17 protein-coding genes and 1 pseudogene are annotated in these 17,913 nt (G+C 67.5%); 6 read left to right on the top strand and 12 right to left on the bottom strand.

Features of this window, described 5'->3' with window-relative positions:
* Positions 1-66: 66 nt before the first annotated feature.
* From coaD to AC3A6P_RS05030, 6 genes and pseudogenes are all read right to left on the bottom strand, one after another.
* Positions 67-543 (bottom strand): pantetheine-phosphate adenylyltransferase, encoded by a 477-nt coding sequence (gene coaD / locus AC3A6P_RS05055; RefSeq protein ID WP_487689131.1) that lies wholly within the window; start codon positions 541-543, stop codon positions 67-69.
* A gap of 20 nt (positions 544-563) precedes the next feature.
* The gene (gene rsmD / locus AC3A6P_RS05050) at positions 564-1,127 is read right to left on the bottom strand and encodes a 16S rRNA (guanine(966)-N(2))-methyltransferase RsmD (protein ID WP_487689392.1); all 564 of its coding nucleotides are present in this window, start codon (positions 1,125-1,127) and stop codon (positions 564-566) included.
* Complete coding sequence (locus AC3A6P_RS05045; RefSeq protein WP_487689129.1) at positions 1,124-4,507, bottom strand: pyruvate carboxylase; 3,384 nt, start codon at positions 4,505-4,507, stop codon at positions 1,124-1,126. The genes rsmD and AC3A6P_RS05045 overlap by 4 nt, the downstream gene beginning before the upstream one ends.
* 201 nt (positions 4,508-4,708) lie before the next feature.
* A complete protein-coding gene (locus tag AC3A6P_RS05040) occupies positions 4,709-5,350 on the bottom strand; it encodes a vitamin K epoxide reductase family protein (RefSeq protein ID WP_487689127.1) in 642 nt (213 codons plus the stop codon).
* A gap of 2 nt (positions 5,351-5,352) precedes the next feature.
* Positions 5,353-6,084, bottom strand: a pseudogene (locus AC3A6P_RS05035) (DsbA family protein); the annotation flags it as partial.
* A 66-nt stretch (positions 6,085-6,150) separates the two neighbouring features.
* Entirely contained in the window at positions 6,151-7,242 is a 1,092-nt protein-coding gene (locus tag AC3A6P_RS05030) for an alpha/beta hydrolase (RefSeq protein WP_487689125.1), read from the bottom strand.
* A 129-nt stretch (positions 7,243-7,371) separates the two neighbouring features.
* Between AC3A6P_RS05030 and AC3A6P_RS05025 the strand changes: the two genes are divergently transcribed.
* Positions 7,372-8,223, top strand: coding sequence for an aldo/keto reductase (locus AC3A6P_RS05025; protein ID WP_487689123.1), 852 nt, complete (start codon positions 7,372-7,374; stop codon positions 8,221-8,223).
* Between the two features lie 128 nt (positions 8,224-8,351).
* A complete protein-coding gene (locus AC3A6P_RS05020; RefSeq protein WP_487689121.1) occupies positions 8,352-8,909 on the top strand; it encodes a class I SAM-dependent DNA methyltransferase in 558 nt (185 codons plus the stop codon).
* On the opposite strand, the gene AC3A6P_RS05015 is transcribed toward AC3A6P_RS05020, so the two are convergent.
* The 3 genes from AC3A6P_RS05015 to AC3A6P_RS05005 are packed head-to-tail and all read right to left on the bottom strand — an operon-like array spanning position 8,837 to position 13,378.
* Positions 8,837-9,508 carry an HNH endonuclease family protein gene (locus AC3A6P_RS05015; protein ID WP_487689390.1) on the bottom strand — a complete coding sequence of 224 codons (672 nt, stop codon included), beginning with the start codon at positions 9,506-9,508 and terminating at the stop codon, positions 8,837-8,839. The two genes, AC3A6P_RS05020 and AC3A6P_RS05015, sit on opposite strands and share 73 nt — an antisense overlap.
* A gap of 29 nt (positions 9,509-9,537) precedes the next feature.
* Complete coding sequence (gene recG, locus AC3A6P_RS05010) at positions 9,538-11,730, bottom strand: ATP-dependent DNA helicase RecG (RefSeq protein ID WP_487689119.1); 2,193 nt, start codon at positions 11,728-11,730, stop codon at positions 9,538-9,540.
* Between the two features lies 1 nt (position 11,731).
* Positions 11,732-13,378, bottom strand: coding sequence for a DAK2 domain-containing protein (locus AC3A6P_RS05005; protein ID WP_487689117.1), 1,647 nt, complete (start codon positions 13,376-13,378; stop codon positions 11,732-11,734).
* A gap of 254 nt (positions 13,379-13,632) precedes the next feature.
* On the opposite strand from AC3A6P_RS05005, the gene rpmB reads away from it, so the two are divergent.
* Both rpmB and AC3A6P_RS04995 read left to right on the top strand, forming a co-directional pair.
* A complete protein-coding gene (gene rpmB, locus AC3A6P_RS05000; RefSeq protein WP_068916327.1) occupies positions 13,633-13,830 on the top strand; it encodes a 50S ribosomal protein L28 in 198 nt (65 codons plus the stop codon).
* A gap of 71 nt (positions 13,831-13,901) precedes the next feature.
* Complete coding sequence (locus AC3A6P_RS04995; RefSeq protein ID WP_487689115.1) at positions 13,902-14,135, top strand: hypothetical protein; 234 nt, start codon at positions 13,902-13,904, stop codon at positions 14,133-14,135.
* Between the two features lie 66 nt (positions 14,136-14,201).
* Here AC3A6P_RS04995 and AC3A6P_RS04990 read toward each other — a convergent pair whose 3' ends face one another.
* Both AC3A6P_RS04990 and AC3A6P_RS04985 read right to left on the bottom strand, forming a co-directional pair.
* Positions 14,202-14,882 carry a uracil-DNA glycosylase gene (locus AC3A6P_RS04990; RefSeq protein ID WP_487689113.1) on the bottom strand — a complete coding sequence of 227 codons (681 nt, stop codon included), beginning with the start codon at positions 14,880-14,882 and terminating at the stop codon, positions 14,202-14,204.
* 9 nt (positions 14,883-14,891) lie between these two features.
* On the bottom strand, positions 14,892-15,869 hold the full coding sequence (locus AC3A6P_RS04985) for a thiamine-phosphate kinase (protein ID WP_487689111.1): 978 nt from the start codon (positions 15,867-15,869) through the stop codon (positions 14,892-14,894).
* A gap of 82 nt (positions 15,870-15,951) precedes the next feature.
* Between AC3A6P_RS04985 and AC3A6P_RS04980 the strand changes: the two genes are divergently transcribed.
* Together AC3A6P_RS04980 and AC3A6P_RS04975 are read left to right on the top strand one after the other, a co-directional pair.
* Complete coding sequence (locus AC3A6P_RS04980) at positions 15,952-16,188, top strand: Lrp/AsnC ligand binding domain-containing protein (protein ID WP_487689110.1); 237 nt, start codon at positions 15,952-15,954, stop codon at positions 16,186-16,188.
* A gap of 20 nt (positions 16,189-16,208) precedes the next feature.
* Positions 16,209-16,748: a DUF3515 domain-containing protein gene (locus tag AC3A6P_RS04975; protein WP_487689108.1), complete on the top strand. Its 540-nt coding sequence runs from the start codon at positions 16,209-16,211 to the stop codon at positions 16,746-16,748.
* Between the two features lie 6 nt (positions 16,749-16,754).
* Here the strand turns inward: AC3A6P_RS04975 and AC3A6P_RS04970 are convergent, their stop codons facing one another.
* A complete protein-coding gene (locus AC3A6P_RS04970) occupies positions 16,755-17,876 on the bottom strand; it encodes a D-alanine--D-alanine ligase family protein (protein ID WP_487689106.1) in 1,122 nt (373 codons plus the stop codon).
* Between the last annotated feature and the right edge of the window lie 37 nt (positions 17,877-17,913).

The following is a 17,913-nucleotide window of genomic DNA, read 5'->3' as shown; positions in this document are numbered from 1 at the left end:
CTGTGGTGGCGACACCGGTGTGTCGCCACTTTGATGGACAAACCCGGCATACCCGGCCTCATTATGTCAGCCGCGCAGCTTGGCCTGCAGTCGTGCGTTCACCGGTTCCGGCAGCAGATCGGTGACGTCGCCACCCAACGAGGCCACCTCTTTGGCCAAGGACGACGACACGAACGAGTACTGCGGCGTGGTGGCGACAAAAAACGTGTCCACCCCGGCGACGTGCCGGTTCATCTGCGCCATCTGCAATTCGTACTCGAAGTCGGTACCGGTGCGCAGTCCCTTGACGATGGCGGTCAGCCCGCGCGCCTTCACAAAATCCACGACGAGCCCCTGCCCGGACTCGGCCCGCAGGTTCGGCAGATGTGTCGTCGACTCCTCGATCAGCGCGATTCGCTCCTCGAGGGTGAACATGCCTTTTTTGTTGGGATTCACCAGGACCGCGACGACCACCTCATCGAACTGCGCTGCGGCGCGTTCGAAGACGTCGATGTGTCCGAGAGTGACGGGGTCGAAGGAACCTGGGCACACGGCGCCGCTCATGGCACCCGACGCTAGCAGGGCTAATGTCCGTCGACCCGTTCGGCCATCTCCACTCTGGTGTCGCCGTAGCTGCGCGACCGCCACGCCAGCCAGCCGCGGGGCCAGCCGATCGGCTCGCTGCCTGTCGGCCGTTCCACCACCGCAACTGTTCCCGTTGTCGCCCAACCGTTTTCATCGAGCGAGGCCACCAGTACCTCCAGGTCGGCGGTGCGCACGTCATACGGCGGATCCGCGAACACCACGTCGACGGGCGCCCCCGCTCCCCCGGCGACCACCGAGTCGACGTGTCCTCGGCGCACCGCGGCGCCGGGGAAGCCGAGGGCCGTGATGTTCTGCGTTATCACCGCTGCGGCCCGCTGATCGCTCTCGACGAACAACGCCGAGCCGGCTCCGCGCGACAACGCCTCCAACCCCAGGGCCCCCGAGCCGGCGTAGAGATCAAGCACTGCCAGCCCGGTGAAATCCAGCCGCGCGACAAGCACATTGAACAACGACTCGCGCACCCGGTCAGTGGTCGGCCGGGTACCTCGGGGCGGCACGAGCAGCCGCCTGCCCCCGGCGGTTCCGGCGATGATGCGGGTCAGCTGACGACCACCAGGAGGTCACCGCCTTCGACTTGGGCGGTGGTCGAGACGGCGACGCGTTCGACGGTGCCGGCCTTGGGTGCGGTGATCCCGGCTTCCATCTTCATGGCTTCGATGGTGGCGATGGTCTGCCCGGCCTCGATGGCGTCCCCGGCGGCCACGGTGACGGTGACGACACCGGCGAACGGCGCGGCCACGTGGTCGGGGTTGCCGCGATCGGCCTTCTCCGCGGTGGGCACCTCGGAGGCGATGTTGCGATCCCGCACCACGACCGGGCGCAGCTGGCCGTTCATGATGCACATGACCGTCCGCATACCGCGTTCGTCGGCATCGGAGATGGCCTCCAGCCCGATCAGCAGCTCCACACCCTTCTCCAGCTGCACCCGGTGCTCGTCACCGTGGCGCAGGCCGTAGAAGAACTGGTTGGCACTGAGCTGGCTGGTGTCGCCGAACTGTTCGCGGTGCGCCTCGAACTCCTTGGTGGGGCCGGGGAACAACAACCGGTTCAGCGTGGCTTGGCGCTTGCCGCCGGGCTGGGCCAGCACCGCCTCGTCCTCGAGTGACAGCGCGGTTTCCGGCTTGGCCGGGCCGCGGCCGGCAAGGGCCTTGGTGCGCAACGGTTCCGGCCACCCACCCGCGGGATCGCCGAGTTCACCGCGCAGGAACCCGATCACGCTGTCGGGAATGTCATAGCGGGCGGGATCGGCGGCGAACTCCTCGGCCGAAATACCCGCACCCACCAACGCCAAAGCCAGATCCCCGACCACCTTCGAGCTCGGGGTGACCTTCACCAGCCGGCCCAGGATCCGGTCGGCAGCCGCGTAATTGGCCTCGATCTCCTCGAAGCGGTCCCCGAAGCCCAGCGCGATGGCCTGCTGCCGCAGGTTCGACAGCTGCCCACCGGGAATCTCGTGGGTGTACACCCGGCCCGTGGGCGCCGGAAGACCGGACTCGAAGGGCGCGTAGACCTTGCGCAACGCCTCCCAGTACGGCTCCAACTCACACACCGCACCCAGATCGAGTCCGGTGTCGCGGTCGGTGTGCGCCGCGGCCGCCACGATCGAGCTCAACGCGGGCTGGCTGGTGGTGCCCGCCAGCGGCGCCGCCGCCCCGTCCACCGCGTCGGCGCCGGCCTGCCAGGCCGCCAGATAGGTGGCCAACTGCCCGCCCGGGGTGTCGTGGGTGTGTACGTGCACCGGCAGGTCGAAGTTGCTCTTGAGCGCGGAGACCAAGGTGGCCGCCGCCGGGGGACGCAACAGTCCGGCCATGTCCTTAATCGCCAGCACATGCGCACCGGCGTCCACGATCTGCTCGGCCAACCGCAGGTAGTAATCCAGGGTGTAGAGGTCCTCGGCCGGATTCGACAGATCCCCGGTGTAGGACATCGCCACCTCGGCCACCGCGGTGTTGGTGGCCCGCACCGCATCGATGGCCGGGCGCATCGACTCGATGTTGTTCAGCGCATCGAAGATCCGGAAGATGTCGATGCCCGTCGAGGTCGCCTCATCGACGAACGCGCTGGTGACGATCTCCGGATACGGGGTGTAGCCGACGGTGTTGCGGCCCCGCAGCAGCATCTGCAGGCAGATGTTCGGCAGCGCCTCCCGCAACGCCGCCAACCGCTCCCACGGATCCTCTTTCAAGAACCGCAGCGCCACATCGTAAGTCGCGCCACCCCAGCACTCCACCGACAACAGCTGCGGCATCATCCGCGCCACATACGGCGCCACCATCAACAGACCCGTGGTCCGCAACCGGGTGGCCAACAACGACTGATGCGCATCCCGGAACGTCGTATCGGTGACCCCGACCGCCGCAGAGTCCTTGAGCCACTGAGCAAAACCCTGCGGACCGAGTTCGGCCAGCTTCTGCTTGCTCCCGGCCGGCGGGGCCACCGACAGGTCGATACCGGGCAGCTTGTCCTGCGGATACACCGTCGACGGGCGTTCACCATGCGGTTTGTTGACCGTGACATCGGCCAGATAGTTCAAGATCTTGGTGCCGCGGTCGGCACTCGAGCGCGCGGTCAGCAGTCCCGGGCGCTCGTCGATGAAGCTCGTGGTGACCCGCCCGGCCACAAAATCGGGGTCATCCAGCACCGCCTGCAGGAACGGGATGTTCGTCGACACCCCACGAATACGGAACTCCGCCACCGCCCGCCGAGCCCGGCGTACCGCGGTCGGGAAATCGCGGCCCCGACACGACAGCTTCACCAACATCGAATCGAAATGCGCACTGACCTCCGCACCCAGCAGGGTGCCGCCGTCCAGGCGGATCCCCGCACCACCCGGTGACCGGTAGGCGGTGATCCGGCCGGTGTCCGGACGGAACCCGTTGGCGGGGTCCTCGGTGGTGATCCGGCACTGCAGCGCCGCCCCGTGCGGCACGATCGACTCCTGGCTCAACCCCAGATCGGCCAGCGACTCCCCCGCAGCGATCCGCAACTGCGACGACACCAGGTCCACATCGGTGATCTCTTCGGTGACCGTGTGCTCCACCTGAATCCGCGGATTCATCTCGATGAAGACGTGGTTGCCGCGCTCATCGAGCAGGAACTCCACCGTGCCCGCACACGAATAACCGATCTGACGCGCGAACGCCACGGCGTCACTGCAGATCCTGTCGCGCAACGCCGGATCCAGGTTCGGCGCCGGCGCCAACTCGATGACCTTCTGATGACGCCGCTGCACACTGCAGTCGCGCTCGAACAGGTGGATCACGTTGCCCTGGGTGTCGGCCAGGATCTGCACCTCGATGTGGCGGGGATTGATCACCGCCTGCTCCAGGAACACCGTGGCATCGCCGAACGCCGACTCCGCCTCACGACTGGCAGCCTCGATCGCCTCCCGCAGCCCCGACGGCTCAGCCACCCGGCGCATCCCGCGCCCACCGCCACCGGCCACCGCCTTGACGAACACCGGGAACTCCATGGTCTCCGCGGCGGCCAACAACTCCTCGACATCCGCCGACGGCGCCGACGACGCCAACACCGGCAGGCCCGCCTCACGCGCGGCCGCGATCGCCCGCGACTTGTTGCCCGTCAGCTCCAACACCTCGGCACTGGGCCCGACGAAGGTGATACCCGCCGCCGCACACGCCGCCGCCAACTCCGGGTTCTCCGACAGAAAGCCGTAACCGGGATACACCGCATCCGCACCGGCCGCCACCGCCGTGGACACGATCTGGTCCACCGACAGATACGCCCGGACCGGATGACCGACCTCACCGATCTGATACGACTCATCGGCCTTCAGGCGGTGCACCGAATTGCGGTCCTCATACGGATACACCGCAACAGTGCCGACCTTGAGTTCGTACGCCGCGCGGAACGCCCGGATCGCAATTTCACCGCGATTGGCCACCAATACCTTTGAGAACACCCCAGCAATCTACCTGAGGGCGCACGTCAAGCGAAAGGTGCCTGAACAAATAGGTCATTCACTCTTGTGTAAACCGCACCTGGCAAATATGCGAATTTTGCAAACATCCATGTTGGCAACGCGGCTACCGACAACAGGAACGCCGCCGGCTGCTCCGTGGCGAACTCGGGCAGCGCAGCGGCGCAAACGAACACTCGACGGTCAGATCAGGGTCGACCAGTAATCCCAGAAGCGCACCAGGATCATCAGCACAACCGCGGTGAACCACAGCGCAACGATCGACCAGCGCCATTGATACAAACCGCGCAACACCACGTTCCCGGCCAGCGGACGAAGAGCGATCGACGCGGACACCACGAACAGCGGGATCATCACGGTCCAGACGACCATGCAGTACGGGCACAGCGCGCCGATGCGGTACAGGCTCTGGAAGATCAGGTAGTGCACGAAGACGACGCCCAGGGCGTTGCCGACCGCCAGCCCGACCCAATACCACTGCGGCAGCCGCACCTTGGCCACCGCGAGCACGCCCGAAACGATGACAACGGTGAAACCGACCAGGCCGATCAGCATGTTGGGAAAACCGAAGACCGACGCCTGCGGGGTGACCATCACCGAACCGCATGACAGCACCGGATTCAAGCTGCACGACGGCACATACGACGGATCGATGAGCAGCTCGATCTTTTCGATCGTCAGCGTGGTCGCGGCGGCCAGGCCGACGATGCCGGCGATCAGGATCCACAGGGCGCTCGGGCGTCCCACCGCGACGCCCGCACGCGACACCTGCTCGCCCGCCGGGGCCGGCGAAGGCGCTACGTGTGCGTCGGGTGTTGCGGTCACGGCACGTTGGGAATGTCGCCGACGATCTCCTCGACCTTCTTCACCAGGTCATCAGGAGTGCTGTACTGGTAGTCCTCGCCGTTGATCCGCACGCTCGGGGTCGAGTTGATGCCGGCGGCTGCGGCCAGCCCGTCCACCACATCGTTGTAGTTGCCGTTGTTGATGCACTCGGCGACGCCGCCCGCGACACCGGCCTGACGCGCGGTCTCGATCAGCGAGGCGTTGTCCGGAGCAGGCGAGCCCTCGGCCGGCTGCTGGGCGAACAAGGCCCCGTGGAACCGCCGGAACGAGTCCTTCATGGGGCTGTTGTCTTCCTCGGCAACGCAGTACGCGGCGTTGGCAGACCGGGTGGAGTAGTTGTTGTTGGTCGGCGTGTCCAGGATCGCGACCATGTGGTAGTCGATCGCGACGCCACCGTTGTCCACCAGCTTGTTCAGCGTCGGGCCCATGGTCTGCTCGAAGGTCCGGCAGTGCGGGCACTGGAAATCCTCGTACAGCGAGATCACGGCTTTGGGGTCACTGGAGCCCTCGTTGGTGATCACGTTGGCGGCCGCCACCCGCACCGCTTGGACCTCACCGCCCTGCTTCTTGTCGCTCGACATGACGATGTAGAGCACGAGCGCGACGGCGAAGACGACCACGACGGCGGTCAGCCCGATCTGAATCGCCAGGTTGCGTTTGCGCTCGCCCGCCTTCAGGTCGTACTTGGCGGGACGTTTGGGTTTGGTGGCCACAGTTTTGGTGATCCTCGTAATCGCGGGTTTGGCGTCTCCAGCGTACCGGCGCAGCGATACCGCTGGTTACCCGCGCCGCAGATGGGCCCGCAGCGCGGAGGTGATGTCCGCGACACTACGTTCCACCCCGCCGCCCAGACCGGCGAAATTCATGAATCCATGCACCATCGACCCCATTCGGCGCAGGTCGACGGGCACCCCGGCGCGTTGCAGCGCCGCCGCATACAGATCGCCCTCGTCACGCAGCGGATCGAAGCCGGCGGTCACCACCAGGGCCGGCGCCAACCCGGCGACATCCTCGGCGAGCAGCGGCGAGACCCTCGGGTCGGTGACTGCCAGCCCCGAGCGCGCGAGGTACCGGTCGCGAAAGACCGCCATGTCGTGGCCGGTCAAGATGAAACCGTCGGCGAAGAGGGTGCGGGAACGGGTCTGGGCACCCAGATCGGTGACGGGGTAGAGCAGCATCTGCAACGCCGGAGCCGGCACCGGGCTGTTCCTGGCCCACTGCGCGACCACGGCCGCCAGACCGCCGCCCGCGCTGTCCCCACCGACAGCGATTCGATCAGCCGGGACACCAAAATCCTCGGCGTGCTCGGTCACCCAGGTATAGGCCGTGCAGCTGTCGTCGACGGCCGCAGGGGCCGGGTGCTCCGGAGCGAGGCGGTAGTCCACCGAGAACACCTGTGTCTGCGCGTCGTGACACAAGCGCCGGCACAGCGCGTCATAACCGTCCAGGTCGCCGAGCATGTAACCGCCGCCGTGGAAGAACACCAGGGCCGACGACGAGTCACCGGCGCGGTAGTGGCGCACCGGGATGGCGCCGGCTGGGCCCGGCACCGACAGTGTGGTGATGTCGACCGACCGCACCGGACCCCCGAGTTCGACGCAGGTGTCGTGCATGACACTCCGGCTCGACGCCACATCGTCGTCGACGACGATGCCGGGGACACCGCTGAGCCGAAGTCCGGCCACGAACAGCTGCAGCGTGGGATCGAGGGTGTTGCCGTCGATGGTCACCGTGCGGAAGCCGGTCAGGGCCCGTTTCACCAAGGGCGGCAGCACGGACATCAGTGTGGGCGTGAGGCGGGTGCCGGCTTTCAACACCGGCAGCGGAACCCGTCTACGTCGCGCCGTCGTGTGAGTCATCACATTCACCATGGCCGAACACGGTAACCCGCCGAAACACCGCGGTCGTTGATTAGGAGACGTTAGACCTACGTAATACTGTGCTGTTGAGAACGGGCCGGGATGGCCCGGCGATACCACTTAAACCAACAGGTAGGTGAGATGACGTCGAACGGCCAGTCGGGGGCGACTGTTCCTTCCATCGGGCTCAATGACGAGAACATCATGCCGGCGCTCGGCCTTGGTGTCGGGGAACTCTCGGATTCCGAAACCGAGCACGCTGTCTCGACGGCGCTGGAGCTCGGGTACCGGCTGATCGACACCGCCGCGGTGTACGGCAACGAAGCGGCGGTGGGGCGTGCCATCGCCAAGTCCGGCATTCCGCGGGCCGAGGTGTTCGTCACCACCAAGCTGGCGGTCGCCGATCAAGGATTCCAGTCATCGCAGGACGCGTTGAAGGCCAGCCTGGAACGGCTGGGCTTGGATTATGTGGACCTGTACCTCATCCACTGGCCGTACGCCGAAGGCGGTAAGTACGTCGACAGTTTCGGCGGACTGATGCGGCTGCAGGCCGACGGCTTCGCCAAGTCCATCGGTGTCTGCAACTTCACCGCCGAGCACCTGTCGAACATCGTCGACCTGGCGTTCTTCACCCCCGCGGTCAACCAGATCGAGCTTCACCCGCTGCTCAACCAGGCTGCGTTGCGCGCGGTCAATGCCGACTACGGCATCGTCACCGAGGCCTACAGCCCACTGGGGATCGGCAAGGTGCTGGCTAATCCGGCGGTGACGTCGATCGCCGCGTCGTACGACAAGTCGCCGGCACAGGTGCTGATCCGGTGGAACCTGCAACTGGGCAATGTCGTCATTCCGCGGTCGTCATCGGCCGAACGCATCGCCGAGAACCTCGACGTCTTCGACTTCGAGCTCAGCACCGGTGACATGGACACCTTGAACGGCCTCGACGAGGGCACCCGGTTCCGGCCGGACCCGGAAACCTACACGGGCCCCTGAACATTTCGGCCCACCCCTCCACGCAGTACGACGCCATCGCGGCCGAGTACGCGGAGGCCTTCGGCGGCGCGCGCCACCCGTTCGACCGAAAACTGCTGTGCGACTTCGCCAGTGGGCTGGCTGGGCCGGTGATCGACGTGGGCTGCGGCCCTGGCTACGCGGCGGCCGAACTGGCGGCGGCGGGCCTGGACGTGCTGGGCGTCGACCGATCGGGCGCCATGATCGACATCGCCCGCGGCCGCTGCCCGCAGGCCCGATTCACCGTGGCCGACATGTTCATGTTGCCGGTACCGGACTCATCGTGTGCGGCGGTGTGCGGTTGGTACTCGATCGTGCACACCCCGGCTGCCGAGCTCCCCCGGCTGTTCGGCGAGTTCCGCCGGGTGCTCACCGACACGGGCCGGGTGTTGTTGGCATTCCAGACTGGCGCTCCGACATTGGAATTGACTTCCGCGTTCGGACACGACGTGGATCTGCGGTTCCTTCGTCACGACGTCGAAGCGGTGGTGCGCGCGCTGAGCGGCGCCGGTTTCACCCCACGGTGGCAGCACATCCGCGCCCGGAACGTCGCGGCCCGGGAGACGGCGGATCAGGCCTTTGTTCTCGCGCGGGTTCAGCCCGCCGGGCAGGTTTCCGCGCCCTCGCGCAGTGCCGCCGCCGAGGCCTCGTCGATGGTCAGCGCGTAACCGCGCAGCACCTCGACGAACTGGACCGCGTACTGGCAGTGGAACGCCGAGTTCGGTGGCATCCAAACCGCGGGTTCGCTGTCGCCTTTGTCCTGGTTCGCCCCGCCGGCCACGGCCAGCAGATTGGCGGGGTCGTTGGCGAACCGCAGCCGCATGGCGTCGGTCCAGTTGCGCGCCCCCATGTCCCACGCCAACGCCAACGGCACGATGTGGTCGATCTGCACCGACGCACCGATCTGGTTGCCGCGGGTGAAGGCGACGACGGCGTTGGTGTACGGGTCGTGCAGGGTGCCGGTGGCCACCGCCGTCGGACAGCGTTTGATGTCGGTGTAGGTCTTCTCGACGAGATCGCGTTGCAGGATGTCGTTTCGGGTGTCGCAGCCGTTGCGGCCCCCCGGGGCGTCGTTGTCGTCATCCCATGCTTCTCCGAACGCATCCCTGCGGTAATCGTTGACTCGTATCCTGGTGGGCACCACCATGATTCCGGCCAGCACATCGGATCCGGGCGCCACCGTGGGGATATCGGCCTGGGCGACGGAAGCACCGTCGGCGCTCTCCGAGACCACCTGATAGGCGACGATCACCGACAGCACGGCCATCAGGGCCAGCCACACCTGCGTGGAGCGCTTCACGACTTCTCCATGTAGGCGATGCGCTCCTGAGTGAAATACTCGGCCAGCCTCGCCAGCCCGGGATCGGTGGGCATCTGCGGGTAGACCAGTTCGCAGAAGGCGCGGGCTTCCTCGATGATCTCGCGGTGCTTGTTCAATGACAGGAATCGCAGATGAAGGGAGCGGCCGGACTGGTTCTGGCCCAGGACGTCGCCCTCGCGGCGTTCCTCGAGATCGAGATCGGCCAACTCGAAACCGTCCAGGGTGGAGGCCACCGCTTTGAGGCGCCGCCCCGCGTTCGACGATTCGGGGAACTGCGTCACCAGTAGACACAGGCTGGGGTGGCTACCGCGCCCGATGCGGCCACGCAATTGATGCAGCTGGCTGATCCCGAAGCGGTCGGCATCAGCCACCACCATCATCGTCGAGTTCGGGACATCCACACCCACTTCGATGACCGTGGTGGACACCAGCACATCGATGTCCCCGGCCTTGAAGGCCGTCATTACCGCATCCTTCTCGTCCGCCTCGAGCTTGCCGTGCATCAGCCCGACCCGCAGATCCTTCAACGGACCGGTACGCAGGAATTCATAGAGGATGGTGACGGGAATCGGGCGCGGGCCCTTCTCCTCGGTGACGGTGTCCTCGATCCGCGACGCCACCACATAGGCCTGCCGGCCGGCCTGCACCTCCTCGACGATCCGCTGCCACGCACGGTCCAGCCACTTCTTGTTCTGGCCGGTGAACACGGTGGTGGTGCTGATGGGCTGCCGGCCCCGCGGGAGTTCGCGCAGGGTCGACGTTTCCAGATCTCCGTAGACGGTGAGGGCCATGGTTCGCGGGATCGGCGTTGCCGTCATCACCAGCAAGTGCGGAGTCAGTCCGTCGGGGGCCTTGGCGCGCAACTGATCTCGCTGTTCCACGCCGAAGCGGTGCTGTTCGTCCACCACCACCAGACCCAGCCGCTGGAACTCGACCGCGTCCTGCAACAGAGCGTGTGTACCGACCACGATCCCGGCGTCGCCGGCGGCGATCTCCTCGCGGATCTGCCGCTTGCGGGCGGCCGAGACCGATCCCGTCAACAGCGCCACCCGGGTACCCGCTTCGTCCCCGCCGAGTTCGCCCGCCGTGGCGAGCGGGCCCAGCACCTCACGGATCCCCCGGGCATGTTGGGTGGCAAGCACTTCCGTGGGCGCCAGCAGCGCGCACTGATAGCCGGCGTCGATCATCTGCAGCATGCACAGCACCGAGACGATGGTCTTGCCCGAGCCCACCTCACCTTGCAGCATCCGGTTCATCGGATGACTGGCCGAGAGTTCATCGGAGATCACCGACAAGACCTCGCCCTGACCGGCGGTCAGCTCGAAGGGCATCTGGCCGAGCATCCGGTCGCGAATCCCGCCGGGCACGAGGGGGGCCGGCGGACCCGGCCGGCGTATTTCGCTGTGCCTGCGCGCCACCAGCGCCCACTGCATTCCCACCGCCTCGTCGAACGTCAACCGTTCGATGGCCCGCTCACGCTCGTTCGAGTTCTCCGACAGGTGGATCGCGCGCAAGGCTGCGTCCTCGGACATCAGGTCGCGCCGTCGCACGAAGGATTCCGGGAACGGATCGGGTACCGGATCGAGGACCTCGAGCACCTGGCGCACACAGGCGTAGATGTCCCAGCTCTGCATCTTGGCGCTGGCCGGATAGATGGGGAAGAACTCCCGCTCGAACACCGAGAAGTCCAGCTCACCGTCATCACCCCGGGCCGCCAGGGCCTTGAGGTTCTTGCTGCCCCGCAGCCGGCCCGTGGGCGAGTCGAGCACCAGGTGCGCGGGATGGGTGAGTTGCATCTGGTTGCGGAAAAACCCGATCTCGCCGGAGATCATCAGCCGAGTGCCCTCCACCAGACTGTGTTTCAGGTATTTCGCGTTGAAGAACGTGGCGGTGACCGGGCGGTCGGCCAGTGTCACCACCATCATCTCGCGTTTGGGCGACCGATTGGTCCAACGTAGATCGACCTTGGCGATGGTGTCCACGAAGGTGACGTGTTCACCCGCCTCCAGGGGTTCGTCCTTGTCCCCCACCATGGTTGCCCCCTTGTTGTACTTGCGGGGGTAGTAGCGCACCAGGTCGTTGACGGTGCGGACGCCGAAAACCTCGTCGAGTTTGGCCGCCGCCTTCTTGCCGATGATGAAGTCGAGCGGATCAGTCAACGCGGCCATCTCACTCCACTCCGATGATCACGACGTCACCGGCGTGGCCGGTCTGATAGCTGACGAGTTCGGTACCGGGATGGTGCAGGTGCACGTGGGCGGACAGCGCCGCGCTGACTGCCGGGGTCACCCCGTCACCCAGCAGCACCGTCACCAGTTCCCCGCCAACGCCCAGCATCAGGTCGATCAAACCCCTTGCGGCAGCGGTGATGTCGTGACGTACCACCAACACCTCCCCACCGATGATGCCCAGGCCGTCGCCTACCCGGCACGGGCCGGCCCACGTCAGCGCCGCTTCTTCTGCCACCCGCACCGAGCCGTATCGGGTGGCTCCCGCCGCGGCGGCCATGGTGTAGCCGTCGTCGACGGCCCGGCGGGCGGGGTCGTGCACCGCCAATGCGGCCAGCCCGTGCACCATCGAACTGGTGGGCACCGGAACCACATCGATACCCCAGCTGATCGCCGCTGTGCACCCCGCCACCAGCTCCTCGGCCGCGACATACCCGTTGGGCAGCACCATCACTTGCGCTGCGCCCGTGTCGATCACCGCCCGCACCAATTGCCGGGCATCGACGGCTGCACCGTCGGCCGGGTCAGGGCGCAGCACCGTCGCACCTTCGCCGGCGAACAGCTCGGCGGCGCCATCGCCGTCCACGACCGCCAGGACTGCACGCCCGACGCTGAAAGCACCCGGGGCCGGTTTGGCTGCGCCCGACGGGAGCACCGAGATCTGGATCCGGCTGGCGGCGCCGTATTCGAGCCCGGCTTCGATCGCCGCGCCCGCGTCGTCGGTGTGGATGTGTACCGAGAAACCGCCACCGGGCAGTGCTTCCGCCAGTGCCACCGAGTCGCCGAGTGCCTCCAGGCGGGCACGCAATTGGTCGACCGCGCCGGCCGGGCAGCCGGTGAGCAGGTACATCACCTCGAATTGCGGTGGCCCCTGAGGAGCCGGCCGCGGTGGTGCCGTCTTGTCGGGCCTCGGTTCGTAGGCCGGGCGTACCGGCGCGTGCGCGCTGACGGTGGTGCGCAGCGCGTCCAGCAGCACCACCAGACCGCGGCCACCGGAATCCACCACGCCGGCTTCGGCCAGCACCGTCAACTGATCCGGCGTCTTCTCCAATGCCACCACGGCCGCGTCCCCGGCGGCGGCCACCGCATCACCGAGGGTGCCGCCTTCGGCGGTGCTGTGTTCGGCCGCAGTGGCCGCTGCCTGCAGCACGGAGACGATGGTTCCCGGAACCACGTCACCGCCCAGCGAGGAGGCGACCAGCCCGACCGCGTGCCGCAGCGCCGCGGCAAGCACGGCCGCGTCGATCTCGAGGAGCCGTCCACCGGCGTCCGCGGCCGCCGTGACATCGGCGATGCCACGCAAGATCTGCGACAGGATCATCCCGGAGTTCCCCCGCGCGCCATGCACCGCGCCGCGTGCCAGACAGGACGCCACCTGCGCCACCTCGGCGGGGCCGGCTTCGACGGTCGGCGCGGTGGCTTCCGCCAGGGCCGCACGCATGGTGAACAGCATGTTGGTGCCGGTGTCGGCGTCGGCTACCGGGAACACGTTGAGCCGGTTGATCTCGTCAGCGTGAGAGATCAACTCTCCGACGCACGTGTGCGCCCACGACAGCAGCGCGGCGCCGTCGAGCCGACGATCCGCCATGACCCTCCTTCTACCCGCCCGCCACCCAACCGCCTACCCGCCCGCCACCCAACCGCCTACCCGCGCCCACCACCGCGTGCGGGCGCTAGCCTAATCAGTGCCGACGACAGCGACCGTCGAAAACAACCCGGCGAGGTGGGGCTGTGGGCAGCGTTTTGGCGATCGCCGCGTGGCTCGGTATTCTGTTCAGGTTGTCGGGTCACCCGCACCGCGGTTGCTGGCCCCGTTATTCGATCTTGGATGAGGAGTTCTACATGGCTGCCGTGTGCGATATCTGCGGGAAGGGCCCCGGTTTCGGTAAGTCGGTGTCGCACTCCCATCGCCGGACCAGCCGTCGGTGGGATCCGAACATCCAGTCGGTGAACGCCGTCACCCGTCCCGGTGGCAACAAGAAGCGCATCAACGCCTGCACCTCGTGCATCAAGGCCGGCAAGGTCGTCAAGCAGGGCTGAACGCTTCTCTGCGGCCCAATATTCCGCAGATGACGGGTTAATTGAATTCATTCGTGGGGTAGTCGAGAGGCATGACCTCACGTAAGCTCTCGTCCCGAACCATCGCCCTGACCGGCGCTGCTTTCGCGGCAGCGGCAATGATCACCGTCGGAGTCGCCTCCGCCGAGCCGACTCCGACTCCGGGGCCCGAGCCGGTACCCACGTTGACACCGACGACCACGACCATCGTGCCGCCGCCGGACTACTACCCCAACGAAACCGGTGGTGGTGACGACTCCTCCGAGGACTCGTCGAGCGGTTCGTGATCCGGCCCCCTTTGCACAGCAAGGCGCCGCACCCACTGGGTGCGGCGCCTTGCTGTGCGCAGTCGACTACGGCAGGCGCCAGTCGACGGGCGCCGCACCCATCTCGGTCAACAAGGTGTTGGCCCGGCTGAACGGACGCGACCCGAAGAACCCGCGCGAGGCCGACAGCGGCGACGGGTGCGGCGATTCGATGGCCACACACTCCGGCCCGAGCATCGGCTTCAGGGTGGAGGCATCGCGACCCCAGAGGATGGCCACCAGCGGAGTGGATCGCTGCACCAGCGCGCGAATGGCGCACTCCGTGACGGCTTCCCAGCCCTTGCCGCGGTGTGAGGCCGGTGTGCCCGGCCGCACGGTCAGCACCCTGTTGAGCAGCATCACGCCCTGCTGCGACCACGGGGTGAGGTCGCCGGTGGTCGGAGCCGGATAACCCAGATCGGCGGTGTACTCGGTGAAGATGTTCGCCAGGCTGCGCGGCAGCGGCCGGACCTCCGGGGCCACCGAGAAACTCAGCCCGATCGCGTGTCCGGGGGTGGGATAGGGATCCTGGCCGACGATCAGCACCCGCACTGATTCGAACGGAAAAGTGAAGGCGCGCAACACGTTCGGGCCCGCAGGCAGGTATCCCCTGCCCTCGGCGATCTCGGCACGCAGGAACTCCCCCATGCGCGCCACCTGATCGCGTACCGGGGCCAGCGCCTGCGCCCAGCCGTCGTCAACGAGTTCATCCAAAGGGCGCGCGGTCACGCCGACAAACTAGCAATCGCCGGCGAAGGACTCCCAGCCCGCGGCTCCGGACCACTCCTGCCCGTCGACAAGCACCCGCTCCGGGCCGGCGCCGTCACGCTGCCGCACCGCTCCGATCACCCGCCAACCCGGGGGCACCTCGCCCGGAAAACAGGCCACCAGAGCGTGATCCTCACCACCGCCGAGCACCCACGCGCGGGCGTCGGCACCGACGTCTTCGGCGGCGGGCTTCAGGATCGCCCACTCGGCCCGCAGCGCTTCAGCGGACAGATCGATGTCGACACCGGACATCTGCGCGATGTGGCGAAGATCGGCGACCAGCCCATCGGAGGTATCGGTCATCGCCGTGGCGCCGGCGCGCGCGGCGACCGGGCCCTGGCCGTACGGCGGCACCGGCGAGCGGTGGCGGTCGCGGAACTCGTCGTAGTCGTCGACCCCCGCGGCCAGCAGTGCGTATCCGGCTGCGGAGACACCCAGGTCGCCGACCACGGCCACCACCGCTCCGGGGCGCGCGCCACCGCGGGTGACCGGAGCACGGCCGCCGAGGTCGCCGAAGACGGTCACCGAGATCACCCAATGCGGGCTGGACACCAGGTCACCGCCGATGATCGGCGCGCCGGCACGGCCGGCCTCCGCCCACATGCCGTCGGCGATCTCGACGGCCTGGTCGACCGGGGTCGACGCCGGAGCGCCGAACGCGACGACGAAGCCCGTCACCGTCGCGCCCATGGCCTCGATGTCAGCGGCGTTCTGCGCGATCGCCTTGCAGCCCACCTGATGCGGCGACGACCAGTCCAGGCGGAAGTGCCGTCCCTCCACCAGCATGTCGGTGGAGACCACCACACGGCCGTCGGGCGCGGCCAACACCGCAGCGTCGTCACCGGGTCCGAGCTGCAGACTCTCCGGATACGGCCGGCCCGCGGTCAACCGTTCGATGACCGCGAACTCCCCCAGCTCGCCCAACGTCTGCCGACCCGGTTCATCCACACTCGTCCCGCTCTCGCCTGCTCTGAACGCACGCTCGACCTGCGGTACGTTGAGTCCCAACTTCGAGGCAGGAGATTACCGGGTGGCCGAGGCGTTCATGCTGATCCAGACCGAGGTGGGCCGCGCCGAGGTCGTCGCCAAGCAGGTGGCAGCGCTGCCCGGTGTGGTGTGCTCGGAGTACGTGACGGGCCCTTACGACGTGGTGGTCCGGGTCGGAGCCGACGACGACGAGGCCGTGCAGGGCATCGTGGGCGCGGTACAGCAGGTCGAAGGAATCACCCGCACGCTGACGTGCCCGATCGCCGGGACGTCCCACTAGATCGTGGCCGCTCGGAACTGATGTCGGAAATCGAACGCGACGGCCCACCCAGAGGTGCGCTGATCGCTGCTCTGGTCCTCGCCGTCGCCGCTGTGGTCGCGGTGTTGGCGATCGCGGCCACGCGCACACCCGAACCCACCCCGGTGGCGATCGCGGCGGCCCCTGCGCCGCAGGCCGACGGCCCCGACTGCGGCAGGCTGATGGCCGCTGTCCCGGATCAGCTCGGGGATTACCGGCGGGCCACCGCGGTGGAACCGGTGCCACCCGGCGCCGCTGCCTGGCAGGACGAACCGGGCGGCGAGCCGGTGATCCTGCGCTGCGGGCTGGACCGGCCCGCCGACTTTGTGGTGGGCGCCCCCCTGCAGGTGGTCGACGCCGTGCAATGGTTTCGAGTCACCGATCCGTCCGGCACGCTCACCACCTGGTTCGCCGTGGACCGTCCGGTGTACGTCGCGTTGACCCTGCCGTCCGGTTCCGGCCCCACCCCGATCCAGGAACTGTCCAGAGCCATCGAGAAGACCCTGCCCGCCAGAGCGCTCGACCCGGGGCCGCCGCGTTAGCCGCGTTCAGCGCAGACCGGTACCGCGCGCCAACGCCGTCTCGACCATCGCGGTCAGCAGCGTCGCATAATCCACTCCGCTGGCCGCCCACATCCGCGGATACATCGAGATGGTGGTGAAGCCGGGCATGGTGTTGATCTCGTTGAGCACCGGACCACTGTCGGTCAGGAAGAAGTCCACCCGCGCCAATCCCTGGCAGTCGATCGCCTGGAACGCCCGGATGGCGAGCTGCCGGATCTCGTCGGCCACCTCGTCGTCGACCTTGGCGGGCACGTCGAGCTCGGCGGCATCATCGAGGTACTTCGTGGCGAAGTCGTAGAAGCCGTCTTCGCGGCCGCGCACCCCCGCGACCCGGATCTCGCCGACCGTGCTGGCTTCGATCCTGCCGTCGGGCAGTTCGAGCACGCCGCATTCCAGCTCGCGGCCGACCACCGCGGCCTCGACGATCACCTTGGGATCGTGCTGTCGGGCGGCGGCGATGGCGTCGTCGAGTTGGTCCCAGGTGGTCACCCGGCTCACACCGATGGACGAGCCACCCCGAGCAGGTTTGACGAACACCGGCAGGCCGAGCCGCTCACGTTGCTCGGGCTCGAGGGTGCGCTGCCTGGGCCGCAACACCACCTGGTCGCCGATTGGGAGGCCTTCGGCGGCCAGCAGCTTCTTGGTGAACTCCTTGTCCATGCCTGCGGCACTGGCCAGCACGCCGGCTCCGACGTACGGCACCCCCGCGAGTTCCAGCAGCCCCTGGATCGTGCCGTCTTCGCCGTAGGGCCCGTGCAGCACCGGGAACACCACGTCGACGGTAGCCAGGATCGCACCGGCCCCCTGGCCGAGTGACACCAGCTCACCGCTGCGTCGCGGGTCGGTGGCCAGCGCGAGCGCCTGCCCGGACCCGTCGGTCACCTCCGGGAGCTTGCCGTCGGCGATCGCCAGGCTGGCGGGGGTGGCCGAACTCAGCACCCAGGAGCCGTCCGCAGTGATGCCGACCGGAACGGCCTCATACCGTTCGGGGTCGAGATTGCGCAGGATGCTGCCCGCCGACACACAGGAAATGGCGTGCTCGCTGCTTCGACCGCCGAAGACGACGGCGACGCGGATGCGACCGGTTGGTTCCGAGGGGGCAGTCACAACCTGGAGACGCTACCGCCCCCGGACCCACCGAAGC

The organism is Mycobacterium sp. Soil_C_30, assembly GCF_057656995.1.
Note: the sequence above shows the minus strand (reverse complement) of the source record. Positions and strands in the feature narration are given on the sequence as shown.